We start from the raw sequence: 18,422 nt of genomic DNA, 5'->3' as shown, positions 1-18,422 counted from the left end.
CAGTATGTTTGGTCCCGTGAGTACTCCGGCGACGGTGGTGGCGGGCGTTGACTTCGGTGACCCCGCTTTCGCGGCGACCGTACGGGACGGTGTCGGCCGCATCGAGCGGCTCATGGAAGCCGAGTTTGGCAGCGCCGACGACATCATGACCGAGTCGCTGACGCACCTGTTCAAGGCCGGCGGCAAGCGGTTCCGGCCCCTGTTCACGGTGCTGTCGGCTCAGATCGGGCCCAACCCGGACAGCGTCGACGTGACCATCGCCGGCGCCGTCATCGAGCTGGTGCACCTGGCCACGCTGTACCACGACGACGTGATGGACGAGGCCGAGGTTCGTCGCGGCACCCCCACCGCCAACGTGCGCTGGGGCAACAACGTCGCGATCCTGGCCGGCGACTACCTGTTCGCCACGGCCTCCCGGTTGGTCTCCCGGCTGGGGCCCGAGGCGGTGCGGCTGATCGCCGAGACGTTCGCCCAGCTGGTGACGGGGCAGATGCGCGAGACGCGCGGTTTCGTCGAGGGTTCCGACCCGATCGAGCACTACCTGAAAGTGGTGTACGAGAAGACCGCGTGCCTGATAGCCGCCGCGGGCCGGTTCGGTGCCATGTTCTCGGGTGCCGACGCCGATCAGGTGGAGCGCCTGAGCCGCCTCGGCGGCATCGTGGGCACCGCGTTCCAGATCTCCGACGACATCATCGACATTGACAGCGACTCCCACGAGTCCGGCAAGCTGCCCGGCACCGACGTGCGCGAAGGCGTGCACACCTTGCCCATGGTCTACGCGCTGCGCGAACCGGGCCCCGAGGCCGCACGGCTGCGTGAGCTGCTGGTCGGGCCCATCGACGACGACGAGGCGGTGGCCGAGGCGCTGACGTTGTTGCGGGCGTCGCCGGGCATGGCCAAGGCCAAGCGCTCGCTGCAGGAATACGCGGCGCAGGCACACCAGGAGCTGGCCCTGTTGCCGGACGTGCCCGGCCGCCTCGCCTTGCAGACGCTGGTCGACTACACCATCAGCCGGCACGGCTAGTGGCGATCGCGAGCGCGGCGCCGCCGGGCGATGCGGGTCGCCACCATTCGACCTAGCGCCGCATCCAACCGCCCTGCGGAACCAACGGGGCCATCTCGCGCGTTCAATGAGCTGTAATCGGCTATAACGCGCGCACCCGAGTGTTCCAAGGAGGACACCGATGACCTGGCATCCGCATCACAACACGTTCAAGACGTTCGCGTTGTTGGTTGGCATGTCCGCGTTGATCGTGTTCGTCGGTTCGCTGTTCGGCAGGACCGCGATGTTCCTCGCGGTGCTGTTCGCCATCGGCATGAACGTGTACACGTACTACAACAGCGACAAGCTGGCGCTGCGGGCGATGCGCGCGCAGCCGGTCTCGGAGGTGCAGGCGCCGGCCATGTACCGGATCGTGCGTGAGCTGGCCACCGCCGCGCACCAGCCGATGCCCCGGCTGTACATCAGCGACACCAACGCACCCAACGCGTTCGCGACCGGGCGCAACCCCCGCAACGCGGCGGTCTGCTGCACCACCGGCATTCTGGACATCCTCACCGAGCGCGAGCTGCGCGCCGTGCTGGGGCACGAGCTTTCGCACGTCTACAACCGGGACATCCTGATCTCGTGCATCGCCGGGGCGCTGGCGTCGGTGATCACCGCGCTGGCCAACATGGCCATGTTCGCCGGCATGTTCGGCGGTAACGACCGCGATGGCGAGAATCCCTTTGCGCTGCTGCTGGTTTCGTTGCTCGGTCCGATCGCCGCGACCGTGGTGCGGTTGGCGGTATCGCGATCACGCGAATACCAGGCGGACGAATCGGGCGCGGCGCTGACCGGCGACCCGCTGGCGCTGGCATCGGCCCTGCGCAAGATTTCCGGCGGGGTCCAGGCGGCCCCGCTGCCGCCGGAGCCCCAGCTGGCCAGCCAGGCACACCTGATGATCGCCAACCCGTTCCGGGCGGGCGAGCGGATCGGGTCGCTGTTTTCGACGCACCCGCCGATCGAGGACCGCATCCGCCGGCTGGAGGAAATGGCCGGGCGCTAGCCCGAGGTCGCAAGTACCATCGGGCTTGGATGGTGATGGCGATGACTGAACCCCATTCGATGGATATTCACGAAGCCGGGCTGGCGCTGGATCTGCCCGACTTGATCTTCGAAACGCGTGCCGGTGCCGGCATGAATCAAGCCCAACTGGCCGAGGCGCTGGGCACTACCCGCGAAGCCGTCGCCGCGTGGGAGGACGGGACCGAAGTGCCCCGCGTCGACGTGCTGGAACGGCTGGCGCAGGTGTGCGGCAAGCGGTTGCACATCCGCATCGACGTCGACTGACCTTGCAGGGCGCTCGTCCTCGGAGACCGTGCCGGCTCACGGTCACGCCGGAGACCAATTACGCTGCGGCCTCGGGCCTTTGCGCATAGGCCAGCGGTTCGTCCGTGTCGCGATGACCCGTCTCGATCACGCCCTGGATGTGAACCGTTCCGCCCGTGGCCTCATGCTGTTGCTGCCAGTCGGTAATCGTTTGGTGCGCAGCGTGATCGAGGTAGTGGACAGCAATGGCCACCGTCGCCGTCGCGCCCTGCGGAACGGACGCCAGCATCCGCGTCAGCCTCGGCAGCGCGAGGAAGGTGCAGGCCGCGCCGTGGATGCTCACCCGCCATTCGTCGTCCACCTGCGTGGTTTCGATCTTGGCCCGGATCACCCGCCAGCCGGTCAGCGTGATGGCCAGCGCCAGCCCGATCATGACCCCGTGCAGCAGGTTGAGGAAGACGACGCTGACGGCCGTCACGACGTATACCGCGAGATCACCGTGCTTCATTGCGGTTTCGATGTGGGCCGGCTTCAGCAGCTGAATCCCGATGACGATGAGTAGACCGGCGAGGGCGGCGGTGGGGATCTCCTCGACCAGCCCGGCGAACGGGATGGTGAACAGCAGGATCCAGACGCCGTGCATGATCGCCGAGGCGCGGGATTTGGCCCCCGCGTTGACATTCGTCGAGCTGCGGACGATCACCCCGGTCACCGGGAGCCCGCCGATGGTGCCCGACACGATGTTGGCGGCGCCCTGCCCCACCAGCTCGCGGTTGAAATCGGTGCGTGGCCCGTTGTGCATCCGGTCGACCGACACCGCCGACAGCAGGCTCTCGACGCTGGCGATCAGCGCCACCGTGATCACCCCGACCGCGACCGCGCCCCAGTTGCCGTGGGGAAGATCGGGCAACTGCAGCGCATCCAGCGGTGACCCCTCGAGGTTGATCCGGCGCACGTGGAACGGGAAGACCACCGAGATCACCGTCACCGCCACGATGGCGACCAGGGGACCGGGAACTCGGCGCACCTTGGCCGGAACCCATCGCCACGCCACCAGGATGGCGATCACCAGCGCCCCCAGGATCACGCCCGGGCGGTGCGCACCGATGATCTGGCCGGGCAGCCCGATGAGGTTGTGCCAGGCCGTGCTCTTGGATTTGCCGCCGAGCAGCACGTGGGCCTGCTGCAGGGCGATCGTGATGCCGATGCCGGCCAGCATCGCGTGCACGACCACCGGCGAGATCGCCAGGGCGGCGCGCGCAACCCGGCTGAGCCCCAGCAGAACCTGTACCACTCCGGCGGCAACGGTGATCAAGCACGTTATGCCCCAACCGAAGTCGGAAACCAGGCCGGCGACAACCACCGTCAGCCCGGCCGCGGGACCACTGACCTGAAGCGGTGACCCACCCAAAGCGCCGACGATGATTCCGCCGACGATCGCGGCGATCAGGCCGGCGAGCACCGGGGCATTGGACGCGATCGCGATCCCCAGCGACAGGGGGAGCGCGACCAGGAAGACCACCAGTGACGACGGCAGGTCGTGCCGGATGACGCCGCGCAGCCGGTCGATACGCGGCCGGTCCTGGTCAACGTTGTGCATCGGTCGCGTCCCTCGTTAGGTGTTAGCGGGGGATGTCCGATATCCGCCCAATGTTTCGTCTAGTTACCTCTTCGTAACGTGTTGGCGTGCAGACGATTACACCGGGCCGACTCGCAAGGTCGCGCCCCGGAAACCGCTGGTCGCCTGGAACGACGGTATTTTGCTGGCAAAGGCCGGTCAAGCGGACGGGCCGTGCCCATAGAGAACGCAAAGATTTGAATTACCTGGCGTTGAACAACCAGTTCAGAAGCCCGAGCCGTGCACCTCATGGCCGGGTACCTCGGCGATCAGGCCCCGATAGGCCTGCTCGACGGATGAGCCGTGGTTGATCACGGCGTCGACCTCGCGGGCGATCGGCATGGTGAGGCCGAATTCGTTGGCAAACTCCATGATCACGCTGGCGGCCTTGACGCCCTCGGCGACCTGGTTCATCGAGGCGATGATCTCGTCGATCGGCTTGCCCGCCCCCAGTTGTTCACCGACGTGCCGGTTGCGGCTGCGCTGGCTGGTACAGGTGACGATGAGGTCGCCCAGCCCGGCCAGGCCCGGGAAGGTGTCGGGATTGCCGCCCAGGGCCACGCCCAGCTTGGTCATCTCGCGCAGCGCACGGGCGATCACGAGCGCGCGGGTGTTCTCCCCGATGCCCAGCGAGTAGCCCATCCCGACCGAGATGGCGTAGACGTTCTTCAGCGCCCCGGCCATCTCCACCCCGATGACGTCGTCGGTGGTGTAGACGCGGAAGCGCCTGGTGCGGAACAGGCCCGACAGTCGGGTCGCCAGATGCTGGTCCGGCATCGCCAGCACCGCCGCGGCGGCATAGCCCTCGCCGACCTCGCGCGCGATGTTCGGTCCGGCCAGGATGCCCGCGGGGTGTCCGGGCAGCGTCTCCTCGATGATCTGCGACATCCGCATATTCGTTCCCTGCTCGAGCCCCTTGACCAGCGACACCACCGGCACCCACGGCCGCAGCTCCTTGGCCAGCTCGCTCAGCACCCCCCGAAAGCCGTGCGAGGGAACGCCCATCACGACGACATCGGCGGAGTTTGCCGCCTCGGCGAAGTCGGTGGTGGCGCGCAGGGTGTCGCTCAGCACGACGTCATTGCCGAGGTACCGGCTGTTGCGGTGGTTCTCATTGATGTCGCTGGCGGTCGCCTCGGAGCGCACCCATTGCAGCGTCGGACCGCGACGCGCGCAGATTGATGCCACGGTGGTGCCCCAGGAACCGCCACCGAGGACAACGACTTTGGGTTCGCGCTTCTCAGATGCCATGGCGATCAGCGTATTGCGGACACCTGCGATTTAGTAGCAGTTCACGAGGCCGGGGCGGCGCGCGCCGTGTCTGCACACCGCGCCCGGCGGGGGGTGGTGTTCTCGCCTTCCCATGCCGAATTCATATATATCGGTGACAACATTTGCGTTCGGCCGGCCGGCGACCGCGGGGAAATGCCGTGGCGCGTTTATAGCCCATGCGAAATTCATAATTATTTCCCGGCAGCAATTTGTTTTCTACAAGAAATCGGCTCGGGCGCCCGTCACCGAGTAACCGGCCCCAAAGCCGCTGTTCAGCCACGAGACAACCGGCGGTGGACAGACGGTCCGAAATGGCGTTCGGGTAAAAATCAGCATGAGTATTGCCGAAAAGGAGAGCTCACGGGCCATTCGAACAATTCGTTACCGCTGAATTCGTCAAATCGTCGTTTAGCGTTTCGCGGCATCCGAACACGAACTGAAGGGAAAACGGGATGTCTTTCGTAACTGTCCATCCAGACAAGCTGTCGGCGGCGGCGAGCAATCTGCAGTCGATCACCGCGTCGCTCAAAGTCGGCAATGCGGCCGCGGCCCTCCCGACGACCGGTGTCGTGCCGGCGGCCGTCGACGAGGTGTCCGTGTTGACGGCGGCACAGTTCGCCGCCCACGCGGCTCGGTTCCAGGCGCTGGCCGCCCGCGCCCTCGCGGTGCACGAGCTGCTGGCGGCCACCTTGGCGCAAAGCGCGGGAAGCTATGCGGCCACCGAGGCCGCGAATTCCACGGCGTCGGCGCTTTAGGACGGAGGCAGCGACGTGGACTACGCGCTATTGCCGCCGGAGATCAACTCGGGACGCCTGTATGCGGGCCCGGGCGCGGGTTCGTTGTTGGCGGCCGCCGCAGGCTGGGATGAGCTGGCCGCACAGCTGCACGTCAGCGCGGCCTCCTTTCAATCCGTCATCTCCGCGCTGACCAGTGGACCCTGGTTGGGTCCGTCGGCGCTGGCCCTGGCGGCGGCGAGCACCCCGTGTGTGACGTGGTTACACACCAGCGCAGGCAACGCCGAACTGGCGTCCAGCCAGGCGACGATGGCCGCGGCCGCCTACGAGACGGCGTTCACGCTGACGGTGCCCCCGCCGGTGATCGCGGCCAACCGCGCGCTGCTGGCGTCGCTGATCGCGTCGAATGTCTTGGGGCAGAACACCGCAGCGATCGCAACCGTGGAGGCGGCGTACTTCGAGATGTGGGCACAAGACGCCGCGGCGATGTACGGCTATGCGGGGTCCGCGGCGGCGGCGACGCAGTTGGTCGACTTTGCTGAGCCCCAGGAGGTGACCAACCCCGCCGCGTCCGCCGAGCAGGCCGAGGCGGTCGCGAAAGCCGTTGGCAATTCGGGTCACACCGGTGCGCAAGACGTAGCGGCGAACGCGACCGATGCGGTTCCGGAGAACTTGCAGACGCTGGCTCAGCCCACCTTCGGCAACCTCAAGCCGATCGATGAATGGATCGCGGAGAACACCCCGTTCGACGACATGGCATCGATGTACTCGAAATACATTGTCCCGTACGTCTCGTCGGGACAGGTCGGCGTTCAGACCGCGCAGTCCTTCGGGCAGATCAGCAACGGGATCACGGCCATGAGCACCTTCGGCAAGGCTTTGGCCCCCGCGGCCTCGTCGGCGGCGCAGGCGGCGGGCAACGGCGCCAATGCGCTGGGCGCGGCGGGAGCCGGCCTGGGCAACGCCGGGTCGGTGGCGGCGGGCGCGGGGCGCGCGATTCCGCTGGGCGCGCTGTCCGTCCCGCCCAGCTGGGCGCCGGTCACCGCCGTCACCAATCCGGGGGTCGCGACGCTGACGGCCGCGGTGCCGCACGCCGCGGACGGGGTGCACCCCATGCCGATGGCGCCGTTCGGTCCGATGGTCGGACAAGGGAGTTGGCGCAACCTTCCGACCTACGGTTTCAAGCCGTCGGTGATGGCCCGCCCGCCGGCGGCGGGCTAGCCGGCCAGCGGTGCCCGGTCGTCGACGCGGCCGAACACCATCGCCTCCTCGATCCGGTCGAACCGGTAGTCGAGGGCGTCGGCCAGATAGTTCTGCCGCACGTTCCACGGCCGCTTGGTGCCCGACTTCGGCAGCATGTGCACCGAGCGCAACACGTAGCCGGCGTTGATGTCCCACGACGGCTTCTCGGTCATCGGCTCGTTGCCGCGATGCGGGGCGGCATGGGTAAAGCCGTGAGAGGCCATGTGTTCCATCAGCTTTGCCGTGGCGCGGGCGGTGATGTCGGCGCGCAGTGTCCACGACGCGTTGGTGTAGCCCACACACCAGAACAGGTTCGGCACGTCTTCGAGCATGTGCGCTTTGTAGACGAAGCGGTCGCTGGTCTTGATGTCGGTGCCGTCCAGGCTGATCGCGGCCCCGCCCAGCGCCTGCAGTTGCAGCCCGGTGGCGGTGACGATGATGTCGGCGTCGAGGTGCCCGCCGGACTTCAGCGCGATGCCGGTCGCGTCGAAATGGTCGATATGGTCGGTGACCACCTCGGCGCCGCCCGCGGTGATGGCGTTGTACAGGTCGGCGTCGGGGATCAGGCACATCCGCTGGTCCCACGGGTTGTAGCGCGGCTTGAAATGGGTGTCGACGTCGTAGCCGGCGGGTAGGCTGCTGATCGCCTTGCGCCGCAGCAGCCATCGCACCAGCCCCGGTGCCTTGCGCGACAACGCGAAGAACACCGCCTCGGTCAGCGCGCTGTACATACGGATGACGAGATGAGCGGGCTTGCGGGGCAACAGCTTTCGAGAAATCGCGGCGACGGCGCCGTACTTGGACGCCGAGATGAGGTAGGTCGGCGAGCGCTGCAGCATGGTGACCTTCGCGGCGCGGTCCGACAACGACGGCAGCAGCGTGACCGCGGTCGCCCCGCTGCCGATCACCACGACCCTCTTGCCGGTGTAGTCCAAATCCTCGGGCCAGTGCTGCGGGTGCACCACGGTGCCCTTGAATTGCTCGATGCCGGGGAATTCGGGGGTGTAGCCCTCGTCGTAGTTGTAGTAGCCGCTGCCGAAGAACAGGAAGCGCCCGCGGTACAGCTTGCGTGCGCCATCCTGCTCGACGGTGACCGTCCAGGTGTCGGTGGCGGAGTCCCAGTCGGCCGAGCGCACGTAACTGTTGAACCGGATGTGCCGGTCGATGCCGTACTTGTGCGCGGTGGCGGCCAGGTACTCGCGGATGTGCACGCCGTCGGCGACGCCCTCTCTGCGGGTCCACGGCTCGAACGGGAAGGACAGCGTGAAGATGCTGCTGTCGGAGCGCACCCCGGGGTAGCGGAACAGGTCCCACGTCCCGCCGATCTGCGCGCGCCGTTCCAGGACGGTGTACGTCATGTGCGGATTGCGCTCGGTGATCCGGTAGGCCGCGTCGATGCCGGAGATGCCGGCACCGACGATGATCACGTCGGAATATCCGGCCTCGGCCGCACCGCTATCGGCGGCTTCCTGGGGAGTCACGGTCATCGTGAACCTCGCTCAAATTGTGGGACTCGCCACTAGCCTAGAGACTGGTCGGGCCAGTAACGCGCGAATCCGCGCTAGGGCGTCTTGCGCCGGTCAGCGGTAGTTGACGAACTGTAGCGCGACCTCCAGGTCGGCCTGCTTGAGCAGCGCCTGGACGGCCTGCAGATCGTCACGCTTCTTGCTGGTGACCCGGATTTCGTCGCCCTGGATCTGAGTCTTCACGGACTTGGGGCCGTCGTCGCGGATCAGCTTGGTGATCTTCTTGGCGTTCTCGCTGCTGATGCCCTGCTTGAGGGTGCCGCTGATCTTGTAAGTCTTGCCGGAGGCCTGCGGATCGCCGGCGTCGAAGGCCTTCATCGAGATGTCGCGGCGGATCAGCTTCTCCTTGAAGACGTCGACGGCCGCCTTGACGCGTTCCTCGGTGGACGACGTCAGCTCGATAGCCTCGTCGCCCTTCCAGGCGATCGAGGTGTCGGTTCCGCGGAAGTCGAATCGGGTGGCTAACTCCTTGGCCGCCTGGTTGAGCGCGTTGTCGACCTCCTGGCGATCCACTTTGCTGACGATGTCGAACGATGAGTCCGCCATGCGTTCCGTCCCTTCACTCGGTGGTAGGCGTTTGTGCTTTGTCTACTCGCTCGTTGTAACCTGTCTGGCGGCAGGTTGCCCGAGCGGCCAATGGGAGCGGACTGTAAATCCGTCGCGAAAGCTTCACAGGTTCGAATCCTGTACCTGCCACCAACAGCTCACGGGTTGTTTGCCCCGTCGGCTCGAGGGCATCTGCTAGCCAGGCGCGGCTTCGATGATGCAGAGCGGCCCTGCCGTCTGTACCACGCGCTGCAGCCGGAAGCCGCCACGCCGGAGTAGGTCGGTCCACTGCTTGTGGCTGCGCTCCAGTGCACCCGCCAGCACCAGCATCTCCATATCGGCGTAGTGGCCGAGGTATTCGCGGTCGTGATCCGGGACCACCATCTCCAGCAGCAGCAGTTTGGCACCCGGAGGGGCCGCGGCTTTGATGGTGCTGAGGATCGCGATCGCTTTCTCGTCGGGCCAGTCGTGGATGACGTTCTTCATCACATAGGCGTCAGCGGACGGCACGCTGTCGAAGAACGATCCGCCCGTCACCGTGACTCGGTCGGCGACACCGTGCGCGGCCAACATCGGCGGCGCTCCCTCGACTGCCTCGGGGAGGTCGAACAGCACGCCGCGGGCATTGGGGGCGGCGGCGAGAAGGGATGACAGCAGCCGGCCGTGGCCGCCACCGATATCGGCGATGACTCCGAAGTTGCTGAAGTCGTATGCCGCGACAACCGCCGCCTCCAACACCGCGGACGTGGACGTCATGGCGCTGTTGAAGATCTCCGCGAACTCGGGGTCGTCGCGGAGATAGTCGAACAAGTCCTTTCCGAACACTTTTCGGGGGGTCGGCTCTCCGGTGCGCACCGCCTCGGCCAGCCTCGTCCAGTTCGCCCGGTGTTGCGGCGAGCCGTAAAGCAAGGCGACCCCACGTGTCGAGATAGGCGAATCGGTGCGCAACGTGTCGGCCAGCGCGTTGAGTGCGAAACGACCGTCGCGGCGCCTGCGGAACACGCCGCGGCTGATCAGCAACCGCATCAGCCGCCCCACGCTGTCCGGGTCGGCTCCGATGCGCCGCGCCAAATCCTCTTTGGTCAACGGGCCCGCGGCGAGCGCGTCGGCGATGCCTAGCTGCGCCGACGCCGAGATAGCCTGCGACAGAAAGGCTCCAAAGATGATGTCGATGACCGTAATCGGCGGAGGTGCCAGTCGCTGGTACAGACGCCCCACGTGATGACGGACTCGTTCGACTGCGCGAGCCACCCGGGCGGGCGGCAGCTTTGGGGTCGATGTTGGTGAACTGGGCGGCATCGTTCTCCTTTCAGCGGCGAGTCTTCGCGCTCGATCCTGCTCTCATATTGAGCCTGAAAGCCAAGGGCTGGTGTCGTTTCTCGTCTATCGCAAACGACTGACCGCGGCCTCGTCGTCAGCAACGCGCCTCGCTGAATTGATTCGCGGGTCTGCGGCGGTAACCTTTTCCCGAGCGTGGGAGGGTTGGCGATGCGTGTCGGTCAGGTGAGCGGCTGACGGGCTCATGCAACTTCGCTACCTCAGCATCCCGGCGCTGATCGCCGCAGCCGGTGGCGACCCGTGGGCGATCAACCGAAGCCTGCAAGCCGGCAGCCCGCTGCAGATCTCCAATCTGGCCGGGGCGTTTCTGCGCGCGGGGCGATGCACGGCGGAGACCAACAACGCGTTCGAGCAGGCCCGCGCCCGCTTCGAAGCCGCGTGGAATCACCAGGACGGCGGCCATCCGATCAACGACTCCGACGAGGTGCAGCGGGTGACCAAATCGCTTGGGGCGCAGTCGTTGCAGCTGCCCAAGATCGGGGCGGACCTGGAAAACATCGCCGCAAGCCTGGCCGAGGCGCAAAAGGCCGCGGCAGCACAGATCGCCGCCTTGGAGGCCCGGCTGCAGGAGCTCGACGATCTGATCGGCGAAGCCGACGAGATGGAGGACGACGAGGACCTTACGGCGGCCGACATCGACGCGCTCGAAGCGCTCATCGCCAGGTGTGAGGACGACGCCGTCCGCGAGACCAAAGCCGCGCTGGGTCAGCTGCAGACGACGCGCGACGGCTACTCGAACACGCTGCAGAACGCCCTCGGAGCCCTGCACGGCGACGGCTACGACCCAGCGGCGATCCAGGCCGTGGAGGGGCCGCTGTCGCCGTTGCCCGCGCTGCCCGATGACCCCAAGCAATTCGCGCAGGTGTGGAGTTCGCTCACACCGGCGCAGAAAGACGGGGAGTACCAACACAATCCGTACATCGGCAACCACAATGGGATGCCCGCGGTGGACCGGGATCATTACAACCGGCTCACTCTGGCGGCCGAGTTGAACGGCGCCCAGGCCGCCGCCGCCCAGGCCGACGCGCTCAAGACCCAGCATCCGGATTGGGCGCAGGGCAAGAACATTCCACCGCCCAACGAGCCGGGGGCGATCTTCGACGATCGCCTGGCGTACGAGGCGTGGCAACGCCAATACGACGCCGCCCGCAACGGGGCCGAATACCTGCCCGACCTGCAGGCCGTCGACAAGGCCGTCAAGATGAGCCCGGATCGGAAACTCATGCTGCTGGACACCAAAACCGGCAAGCAGGCCCGCGCCGCGATCGCGGTCGGTGATCCCGACACGGCCACCCACGTGTCGGTCACCGTGCCGGGCCTCAACACCACGGTGCACGGTGCCATCGGCAGCATGTCGGACGAGGCGACCCGGCTCAGAAGCGAAGCGCTGCGACAGCTGAGCCTGGCTCCCGGCCACGAACACGACACCGTCTCGGCGATCGCCTGGATCGGGTACGACCCGCCGCAGGTCCCCGGCTTCGACGACCTCGGCAAGTCGCTGGCCGGCGGCTGGGGTGTCAGCCACGACGACATCGCCAGGGCCGGGGCGCACGACCTGGCCGGCTTTTACGACGGGATACAGGCCGCCCACCACGGCGGCCCCGCCGATCTCACCGCGATCGGCCACTCCTACGGTTCCCTGACCACCGGCCTGGCCCTGCAGGAACCTGGCGACCACGGCGTCTCGCGGGCACTGTTCTACGGATCCCCCGGCATCGAAGCGTCCACGCCGCAGCAGCTCCACCTGCAGCCCGGCCACGTGTTCACCATGGAAACCCCCGACGACCCGATCCAGTGGACCTACGACGGCCCGGCCATCGCCCACACGGTCGCCCCGTTCCTGCCGCCGCCGTTGAGCACCCTGGCCGAAACCGTCCTGGGCGCGGCCGACGCCACCGGCGCCGGCCACTTCGGACCGAATCCAGCCACCAACCCCAACTTCACTCACCTTGCGACCGGGGCCGCCGCGGTGCCCGACGGCCACGGTGGCACCCTCAACCTGGGTGACGCCCACGGGCACAGCGACTACCCCCGCTTCCCCGACGGCGGCGGCACCAGGACGACCAACTACAACATCGCGGCCGTGCTGGCCGGACTGGGAGATCAGGCGGTTCCGCAGAAGTGACGAACAACCGAATAACGAGCACCCCGAGCCGGTGGCGCCACGGGCTGATCTTGGCCGCAGCCGCCGTCCTGGCCGCCACCGCACTAGCCGCAACAGGATGCCACGTGAATCAGCCCCACAACCCCACTCCGCCCACCGACGCAACTAAGGCGCTGGCAACGCTGAAATCCCTGCCGTCGTTCGAGGACACCCAAACCCAGGTTCAGGCCGCGATGAACGAAATCACCTCGGCGACAAGCAAATTGCTACCCTCGATCACCTGGGAAACGCCGCACGAGGGTTCGGGCCTGGGCTGCGAACGGCCCTACGATCAGACCGACGGACGGGGCTACTTCCTGCCCGACGAGGTGGCCGCCAACGTCGCGGTCTCCGAGCAGCAGTGGGCGAGCATCCAGGAGACCGCCAAACAGGCGGCCGCCAAGCTGGACGCCACCGACATGCAGGTCATGCACGACAACCCCGGCAACCACGACGTCGGTTTCTACGGCCCCGCCGGAATCTTCATCAAGGTCGGCTACCGAGGCAACCTCGTCGTGTCCGGTTACACCGGCTGTCGGCTGCCGCGCGACAAGAAATAACTACCGGGCCATATCGGGCCTCAGTCGAGGTGATCGCGCCGGCCGCTCGCGCCGATGGCCGCCAGGGTGGCCTCGTCCGGGCTCATGCGGGGTTCCTCTTCCGGGACCTCGGCGTTGTCGATGGCCTGGCTGCGGCCCAGGGCGACGGTGGCCGCCACCATCGCCGCTACCGCGACGCCGAGGACGAGCGCCGTCACGTCGCCCACCGCGAGGTGCTCGCCGAGCACGACAACCCCGAGCAGCACGGCGACCACCGGTTCACCCACCAGCATGATCGGTACCGACGCCTGCAGCGCGCCGGCGTGGAACGCGGAGTTCTGCACCACGGTCACGGTCACCGCCAGCGCCACCAGCACATACGGGGCGGGGACGGTCATGAGCGCATGCCATCCGCCGACCGAGTAGCGGTGGGTGCAGACCTTCGTGACGACCGCGATCATGCCGAGCAGGATCGCCACCGCGACGCCCAGCAGCGAGGCCCGCACCCGGCCCGCGGCGCGGTGGGCCGCGATGACGCAGGCGATCACCGACGGCACGGTGATCGCCAGCGCCAGCGTCCACGCCGGAATCGGGGGGCGGCTGTGGCCCTCGCGGGGCTGGCCCACCAGCAGGAAGACCGCCAGCGCGGCCGTCAGCAGCATCGCCCAGCCCCACTGGACCCGACTGATGCGCTGGTGGCACAGCGCCGCGCTCAGCGGCAGCGCGAACAGCAGCGACGACACCAGCAGCGGCTGGACGAGCAGCAGCGACCCGTGCGCCAGCGCCACGGCCTGAAACACGTAGCCGGCGACCGCGGCAAAGGTCCCCGTCCACCACAGCGGCTGGCGGGCCAGCGTTGTCGCCATCGCCGCGGACATGGCCTCATCACCCGGAACGCGCTGGGTGGCCCGCTGGCGGACCACGATTCCCACCGCAGCCCAGAACGCGGAAAGCAAAGCCGAGAAGATCGCAACCGCGTGCGTCGTCGCCCACCCCATGCCCTGAGGGGTACCCCTGACCTCGGCGGGGTTAACCCGCTCTTTCGGGGCCGACCCGTCCCGCCTTACGCTTGGTGGCCGACGGGAAGTTCTTCCCGATGATCGAAAGGAAACATGCTGCGTAGCAAGGTATTCACCATAGCGGGGGTCGTCGCGGCCATCGCGTCAGCGGCGCTGACACTGCTGCCCTGGATCGACCTGAGCCACTTGGGTTTTCCCATCCGGTGGAACGGCCTCGGCATATACGACGGCGAGGATGCCGATCACTACGGCCCCTTGCTCAGCGGCATGGTGAACAGCACGCCGGGTTGGATCGTGTTGATCGCCGCGATCGCGGCCGCCGCCACGTTGCTGGCCGGATCGCGAGCGCGGTGGCTCGGCCTCGCCGCGTGCGGCTGTGCTGCGGTCGCATTCGTCACCGCCGTCCTGTGCTGGCTGTACCCGGCGTTGCTGGTCGACGGCACCAAGCACGAGATGGGGGCATCCGGGCTGGCGGACCGCGAGTTCGTGAACTCCGGCGCACTGCTCGCCGAGGCGGCGGCAACCGCCGTGCTGGTGGTCTGCGCCGCGCTCGCCGCTATCAGGACGAAACACGTTGCCAGTGAAGGTGATTGAATCCCTGAGAGGTGAGCGACGGGTAATCAATCAGCGTTGCTGGCACCAGGTTTCGATGTGAGCGTGGCGAGCGCAGCGCCGAGCAGCGGGCCGGCGGCCGCGATCGAGGCGATCAGCACGAGCCGTCCCGGTGCGCTGTTGACCATGCCGCTTTTTGAACAAACTCACGCCATCTCCTGGTTTGCCAACCAGTTCGCGCAACCGCGCCGGGCCGAGGGCGAATCAATGGCTTAGCGCACATTGCGAATCGGGCGGGGGTTGATCAACCTTCCTTGGGCCACAAGCGATCCGTGTTGCTTGAGGCGCTGAGTGCGGATGTTGACCTCGTAGCTGAGGATTTCCTCGATCTGTCCCAGTTGCTCGCTGAGGTACCAATACAGATCGTCGATGTCCCGACAGATGACAATCGCCACCAGGTTTTTGGTCCCACTGACGGCGCCGGCGAATGCGATGTGGTGGTGCGCCGCGATACGCTCGCCCACGCGGTGGATGTCGCTGGGCGCCAACGTGAGCCACAGCATCGCGCTGAGCCGGTGGCCGAGCCGTTCCGGTAAGAGGTCGACATCGTAGAGCAGCGCGCCGCAGGCTTCCAGCGCCGCGATTCGCCGGCCGACTCGGGCCACCGACCAGCCGGCGCGTGCGGCGAGTTTCGGTTGTGACGTCCGGCCGTCCTCGGCGAGCGCCTCGAAGATCGGGCGGTCTTCGGCGGTGGGCAAGCACTGTGGAGCGCTTGACACCGGGCCGGTCCGCTCAGCCAGGATCTCTGCGGCTTGCCGATCGGTGAGCGTGTGGCCGTAGCCGGTCCACGGCGCGCTTTCGGGCCGCCCGAACGAATGCAGCAGCAGATCAATGGTGATGTCGGTGACCGATGTTGTTCGCGGTAGCAGGTGCAGGAGATCGTCACGAGTGTCACCCACCGGTGCACGGATGACGCAGACCAGATCAGTCCATCCCGCCAGCACGTTGGCGTGGGACACATCTGGTCGGCGCACCAGGGCGTCGGCCAGCTTCTGTATGCGTTCGGGTGCGGCGCGCATCCGGCACACCCAACTCCCTTCGCCGTCGACCCACCGGTTCTCCAGGCCGACAACGCGCACCACGCCGTCGCGGCGCAGTCGATGGTAGCGCCGCGCCACCGTCTGCTCGGTGGCCTCGACGACGGCGGCGATCCGGCGAAACGGCACGCGCGGAGCCAACTGCAAGGCATGCAGAATCTGCGCGTCCAACTCGTCGAGCACAAAGAAAAGTATGCGCTAGATCCGGTTCAGATGAGGATTTCTCACCGAATTCGCCGCAACGATCGCAATTTCGGCGGTGACGCTGTGAGGCTTGGGACCATGGAGCTGACAGGCAACACCGTTTTGGTCACCGGCGGTGGCAGCGGGATCGGTCGCGGACTGGCCGAAGCCCTGCATCGGGCGGGCAACCAGGTTGTGATTGCGGGGCGCCGTCGCGACGTGCTGGAAGCCGTCGCCGCCGCCAACCCGGGCATCGCATACCGTCACTTGGACCTGACGGAGGCGGACAGCATCAACCAGTTGGCCATCGAACTGACCGGCAGCTACCCGGATCTGAACATCCTGGTGAACAACGCGGGGGTCATGCGCACCGAGGACCTGTCGACCGGCGATGCCTCCCCAGCCGAAATCGCCGAGCAGACCGTTGCGGTCAATCTGTTGGGCCCGATCCGGCTCACCGCAGCACTGCTACCCACCCTGCTGTTGCAACCGCGCGCCGCAATCGCCAACATCACCTCCGCTTTGGCGTTCGTCCCCAGAGCGGTCGTGCCGACTTACTCAGCGTCCAAGGCGGGCCTGCACGCCTACACCCAGTCGCTTCGCCACCAATTGCGGCACACTCCGGTCCAGGTCATCGAGATCATCCCGCCGCGGGTCGAGACCGACATGCTCGCCCAGCAGGGCGGCGGGCCGGGCGCGATGTCGTTGAATTCCTTTGTTGCCGAGACGATTTCGCTGTTGCACAGTCAACCTCACGCTGCAGAGATCGTGGTCGATGCCGCTCAACTGGTGCGATTCGCCGCCCGCGACGGCCACTACGACGACGTCTTCACGGCAATCAACTCGTAGGGAGCGATCACCATGCACATCGGAATCGGACTGCCCAGCCACATCGCGCACACGCCGGGGCCGTTGACCGCCGAGTGGGCGCGCCGAGCCGAACAGCGGGGCTTCGCCGAACTCGCCGCGATAGACCGGCTCGTCTACGAAAGCCTCGACTCGGTCGTCGCGATGGCTGTGGCCGCGGGCGCAACCACAGACATCGGGCTGATGACCAACGTGGTGCTGGCTCCGCTGTACCCCGCGGCGGCGCTGAGCAAGCAAGTCGCCACCCTCGCCGACGCATCTGGTGGGCGGCTCACCCTCGGCCTCGGTGTCGGGAGCCGATCCGACGACTACGCCGCCGTCGGCGTGGACTATCGGCGGCGCGGGCGCATCCTCGACGAGACCGTGGCCGTGTTGCGCGACACGTGTGCAGGCCAAACCGTTACGGGCGACAAGCCGTTGACCCCAGCGGCGGTGCGGATTCCCATCCTGTTCGGTGGCCGAGCGGACGCGACAATCCGCCGCGCGGCCACGATCGGTGACGGCTGGACCGCAGGAGCGTTGCGCGACTACGCCAACCAGGCTGCTCTCGCCGACCGGGTGCGCGCGGCATGGACAGAGGCGGGCCGTGCAGAGCGCCCGCGGCTTCAGGCCAGTGTCAACTTCGCCTTCGGTGATGCCGGCACCGTCGCTGCCGGTCGTGCCCACCTGCACCGCTACTACGGATTCAAGCCTGACTACGCCGCGCTCAACGCAGCCGACATGCTCAGCTCGGCCAACGAGGCGGCCCGGACCGTGCGCGCCTACCGCGACCTGGGCTTCGACGGACTCATGTTCCACCCGTGCGTCGCCGAGATCGATCAGATCGACCGCCTAGCCGAGGCGGTTCTGTCATGACCTTCTCTGAAACACAGGGCATCTCGCTGTACTACGAGACGTATGGGGATTCGGGCGATCCGCCCGTGCTCTTGCTGTCCGGCCTGGCCGCAAGGCCTGACCGAAATCAACTCAGGCGCCCGCCGACGATGCTGCAGCGCGGATCTGGTTGGCAACCTTCGCCGCGCCGAAGCAACGGATCTTGGTCACCCGGTCACCGGCGCGTATCGCGATGATCTTGGTGAGGACACCCGGCAGTACTTCGACCGACTCGATCGAGCGGAGGGCGATGACGATGTCCAGCCGTCCCGACTGGATTGAGCGGTTGAGGGCATTGGCGTGGAACCGTACGTCGGTATCGGTACAGGTGAGTCGGCCACCGACCCACAGGCCACCGTAGCGGCGCCGGTAACGGTCCAGGATACGTCTATTAACCAAAGCGGAAGGTGCGGTCACGTCGGCATCGACGATCAGCGCGTTGGCCACGCGGGAGATGATGACCGTCACCGGTTGCCCACCTTATCCCTCTACTTCTACGTTTCACCGGACGACTCGGAGGTGCGGCTCGGTGGGTCTGGCTGCGTACGGTGCCCTGACGCCT

Annotated in this window: 19 protein-coding genes and 1 tRNA gene; 12 read left to right on the top strand and 8 right to left on the bottom strand. The window is 67.0% G+C overall.

The genetic code is table 11. The annotated features are described in order from the left end of the window. The first annotated feature begins 16 nt into the window (after window positions 1-16). From grcC1 to A5708_RS18630, 3 genes are all read left to right on the top strand, one after another. Window positions 17-1,024, top strand: a complete 1,008-nt coding sequence (gene grcC1, locus A5708_RS18640) for a nonaprenyl/(2E,6E)-farnesyl/geranylgeranyl diphosphat synthase (protein ID WP_065030073.1) — start codon at window positions 17-19, stop codon at window positions 1,022-1,024. Window positions 1,025-1,184: 160 nt separating this feature from the next. Beyond that, complete coding sequence (htpX, locus tag A5708_RS18635; protein WP_065030024.1) at window positions 1,185-2,048, top strand: zinc metalloprotease HtpX; 864 nt, start codon at window positions 1,185-1,187, stop codon at window positions 2,046-2,048. A 29-nt stretch (window positions 2,049-2,077) separates the two neighbouring features. Then, complete coding sequence (locus A5708_RS18630; RefSeq protein WP_065030023.1) at window positions 2,078-2,332, top strand: helix-turn-helix domain-containing protein; 255 nt, start codon at window positions 2,078-2,080, stop codon at window positions 2,330-2,332. Between the two features lie 58 nt (window positions 2,333-2,390). Here the strand turns inward: A5708_RS18630 and A5708_RS18625 are convergent, their stop codons facing one another. Continuing rightward, window positions 2,391-3,911 (bottom strand): SulP family inorganic anion transporter, encoded by a 1,521-nt coding sequence (locus A5708_RS18625; RefSeq protein ID WP_065030022.1) that lies wholly within the window; start codon window positions 3,909-3,911, stop codon window positions 2,391-2,393. Between the two features lie 243 nt (window positions 3,912-4,154). Beyond that, entirely contained in the window at window positions 4,155-5,180 is a 1,026-nt protein-coding gene (locus A5708_RS18620; protein ID WP_064950689.1) for an NAD(P)H-dependent glycerol-3-phosphate dehydrogenase, read from the bottom strand. A 473-nt stretch (window positions 5,181-5,653) separates the two neighbouring features. Here A5708_RS18620 and A5708_RS18615 point away from each other — a divergent pair, with 473 nt between their 5' ends. Together A5708_RS18615 and A5708_RS18610 are read left to right on the top strand one after the other, a co-directional pair. Then, entirely contained in the window at window positions 5,654-5,956 is a 303-nt protein-coding gene (locus tag A5708_RS18615) for a PE family protein (RefSeq protein WP_065030021.1), read from the top strand. A 15-nt stretch (window positions 5,957-5,971) separates the two neighbouring features. Beyond that, complete coding sequence (locus tag A5708_RS18610) at window positions 5,972-7,156, top strand: PPE family protein (RefSeq protein ID WP_065030020.1); 1,185 nt, start codon at window positions 5,972-5,974, stop codon at window positions 7,154-7,156. On the opposite strand, the gene A5708_RS18605 is transcribed toward A5708_RS18610, so the two are convergent. Together A5708_RS18605 and A5708_RS18600 are read right to left on the bottom strand one after the other, a co-directional pair. Beyond that, window positions 7,153-8,664 carry a flavin-containing monooxygenase gene (locus tag A5708_RS18605; RefSeq protein ID WP_065030019.1) on the bottom strand — a complete coding sequence of 504 codons (1,512 nt, stop codon included), beginning with the start codon at window positions 8,662-8,664 and terminating at the stop codon, window positions 7,153-7,155. The two genes, A5708_RS18610 and A5708_RS18605, sit on opposite strands and share 4 nt — an antisense overlap. Before the next feature lie 93 nt (window positions 8,665-8,757). After that, entirely contained in the window at window positions 8,758-9,249 is a 492-nt protein-coding gene (locus A5708_RS18600) for a YajQ family cyclic di-GMP-binding protein (RefSeq protein WP_065030018.1), read from the bottom strand. Between the two features lie 69 nt (window positions 9,250-9,318). On the opposite strand from A5708_RS18600, the gene A5708_RS18595 reads away from it, so the two are divergent. Beyond that, window positions 9,319-9,402 (top strand) — tRNA-Tyr (locus tag A5708_RS18595). A 42-nt stretch (window positions 9,403-9,444) separates the two neighbouring features. Here A5708_RS18595 and A5708_RS18590 read toward each other — a convergent pair. Beyond that, on the bottom strand, window positions 9,445-10,467 hold the full coding sequence (locus A5708_RS18590; protein WP_065030017.1) for a methyltransferase: 1,023 nt from the start codon (window positions 10,465-10,467) through the stop codon (window positions 9,445-9,447). Between the two features lie 304 nt (window positions 10,468-10,771). Here A5708_RS18590 and A5708_RS18585 point away from each other — a divergent pair, with 304 nt between their 5' ends. Both A5708_RS18585 and A5708_RS18580 read left to right on the top strand, forming a co-directional pair. Next, the gene (locus A5708_RS18585; protein ID WP_065030016.1) at window positions 10,772-12,712 is read left to right on the top strand and encodes an alpha/beta hydrolase; all 1,941 of its coding nucleotides are present in this window, start codon (window positions 10,772-10,774) and stop codon (window positions 12,710-12,712) included. Between the two features lie 104 nt (window positions 12,713-12,816). Beyond that, entirely contained in the window at window positions 12,817-13,290 is a 474-nt protein-coding gene (locus A5708_RS18580; protein ID WP_065030015.1) for an LppA family lipoprotein, read from the top strand. A 20-nt stretch (window positions 13,291-13,310) separates the two neighbouring features. Here the strand turns inward: A5708_RS18580 and A5708_RS18575 are convergent, their stop codons facing one another. After that, window positions 13,311-14,267: a DMT family transporter gene (locus tag A5708_RS18575; protein WP_065030014.1), complete on the bottom strand. Its 957-nt coding sequence runs from the start codon at window positions 14,265-14,267 to the stop codon at window positions 13,311-13,313. A 114-nt stretch (window positions 14,268-14,381) separates the two neighbouring features. Between A5708_RS18575 and A5708_RS18570 the strand changes: the two genes are divergently transcribed. Together A5708_RS18570 and A5708_RS26920 are read left to right on the top strand one after the other, a co-directional pair. Continuing rightward, complete coding sequence (locus A5708_RS18570) at window positions 14,382-14,882, top strand: hypothetical protein (protein ID WP_065030013.1); 501 nt, start codon at window positions 14,382-14,384, stop codon at window positions 14,880-14,882. A gap of 57 nt (window positions 14,883-14,939) precedes the next feature. Then, complete coding sequence (locus A5708_RS26920) at window positions 14,940-15,116, top strand: hypothetical protein (protein ID WP_155766067.1); 177 nt, start codon at window positions 14,940-14,942, stop codon at window positions 15,114-15,116. Here A5708_RS26920 and A5708_RS18565 read toward each other — a convergent pair. Continuing rightward, on the bottom strand, window positions 15,113-16,120 hold the full coding sequence (locus A5708_RS18565; RefSeq protein WP_065030012.1) for an Lrp/AsnC family transcriptional regulator: 1,008 nt from the start codon (window positions 16,118-16,120) through the stop codon (window positions 15,113-15,115). The two genes, A5708_RS26920 and A5708_RS18565, sit on opposite strands and share 4 nt — an antisense overlap. 99 nt (window positions 16,121-16,219) lie before the next feature. Here A5708_RS18565 and A5708_RS18560 point away from each other — a divergent pair, with 99 nt between their 5' ends. Both A5708_RS18560 and A5708_RS18555 read left to right on the top strand, forming a co-directional pair. Further along, the gene (locus A5708_RS18560) at window positions 16,220-16,969 is read left to right on the top strand and encodes an SDR family oxidoreductase (RefSeq protein WP_065030011.1); all 750 of its coding nucleotides are present in this window, start codon (window positions 16,220-16,222) and stop codon (window positions 16,967-16,969) included. Between the two features lie 12 nt (window positions 16,970-16,981). Then, window positions 16,982-17,842 carry an LLM class flavin-dependent oxidoreductase gene (locus A5708_RS18555; RefSeq protein WP_065030010.1) on the top strand — a complete coding sequence of 287 codons (861 nt, stop codon included), beginning with the start codon at window positions 16,982-16,984 and terminating at the stop codon, window positions 17,840-17,842. Window positions 17,843-17,953: 111 nt separating this feature from the next. Here A5708_RS18555 and A5708_RS18550 read toward each other — a convergent pair whose 3' ends face one another. Beyond that, on the bottom strand, window positions 17,954-18,307 hold the full coding sequence (locus A5708_RS18550; protein WP_155766066.1) for a hypothetical protein: 354 nt from the start codon (window positions 18,305-18,307) through the stop codon (window positions 17,954-17,956). Window positions 18,308-18,422: the final 115 nt, after the last annotated feature.

The sequence above is a fragment of the Mycobacterium colombiense genome, assembly GCF_001672755.1.
GTDB lineage: Bacteria > Actinomycetota > Actinomycetes > Mycobacteriales > Mycobacteriaceae > Mycobacterium > Mycobacterium colombiense_C.
Note: the sequence above shows the minus strand (reverse complement) of the source record. Positions and strands in the feature narration are given on the sequence as shown.

Coding starts and splice junctions, on each gene's coding strand:
- htpX (WP_065030024.1), top strand. CDS start 1,185: ATGACCTGGCATCCGCATCACAACACGTTCAAGACGTTCGCGTTGTTG.
- A5708_RS18630 (WP_065030023.1), top strand. CDS start 2,078: ATGGTGATGGCGATGACTGAACCCCATTCGATGGATATTCACGAAGCC.
- A5708_RS18625 (WP_065030022.1), bottom strand. CDS start 3,911: ATGCACAACGTTGACCAGGACCGGCCGCGTATCGACCGGCTGCGCGGC.
- A5708_RS18620 (WP_064950689.1), bottom strand. CDS start 5,180: ATGGCATCTGAGAAGCGCGAACCCAAAGTCGTTGTCCTCGGTGGCGGT.
- A5708_RS18615 (WP_065030021.1), top strand. CDS start 5,654: ATGTCTTTCGTAACTGTCCATCCAGACAAGCTGTCGGCGGCGGCGAGC.
- A5708_RS18605 (WP_065030019.1), bottom strand. CDS start 8,664: ATGACCGTGACTCCCCAGGAAGCCGCCGATAGCGGTGCGGCCGAGGCC.
- A5708_RS18600 (WP_065030018.1), bottom strand. CDS start 9,249: ATGGCGGACTCATCGTTCGACATCGTCAGCAAAGTGGATCGCCAGGAG.
- A5708_RS18585 (WP_065030016.1), top strand. CDS start 10,772: ATGCAACTTCGCTACCTCAGCATCCCGGCGCTGATCGCCGCAGCCGGT.
- A5708_RS18575 (WP_065030014.1), bottom strand. CDS start 14,267: ATGGGGTGGGCGACGACGCACGCGGTTGCGATCTTCTCGGCTTTGCTT.
- A5708_RS18570 (WP_065030013.1), top strand. CDS start 14,382: ATGCTGCGTAGCAAGGTATTCACCATAGCGGGGGTCGTCGCGGCCATC.
- A5708_RS18560 (WP_065030011.1), top strand. CDS start 16,220: ATGGAGCTGACAGGCAACACCGTTTTGGTCACCGGCGGTGGCAGCGGG.
- A5708_RS18555 (WP_065030010.1), top strand. CDS start 16,982: ATGCACATCGGAATCGGACTGCCCAGCCACATCGCGCACACGCCGGGG.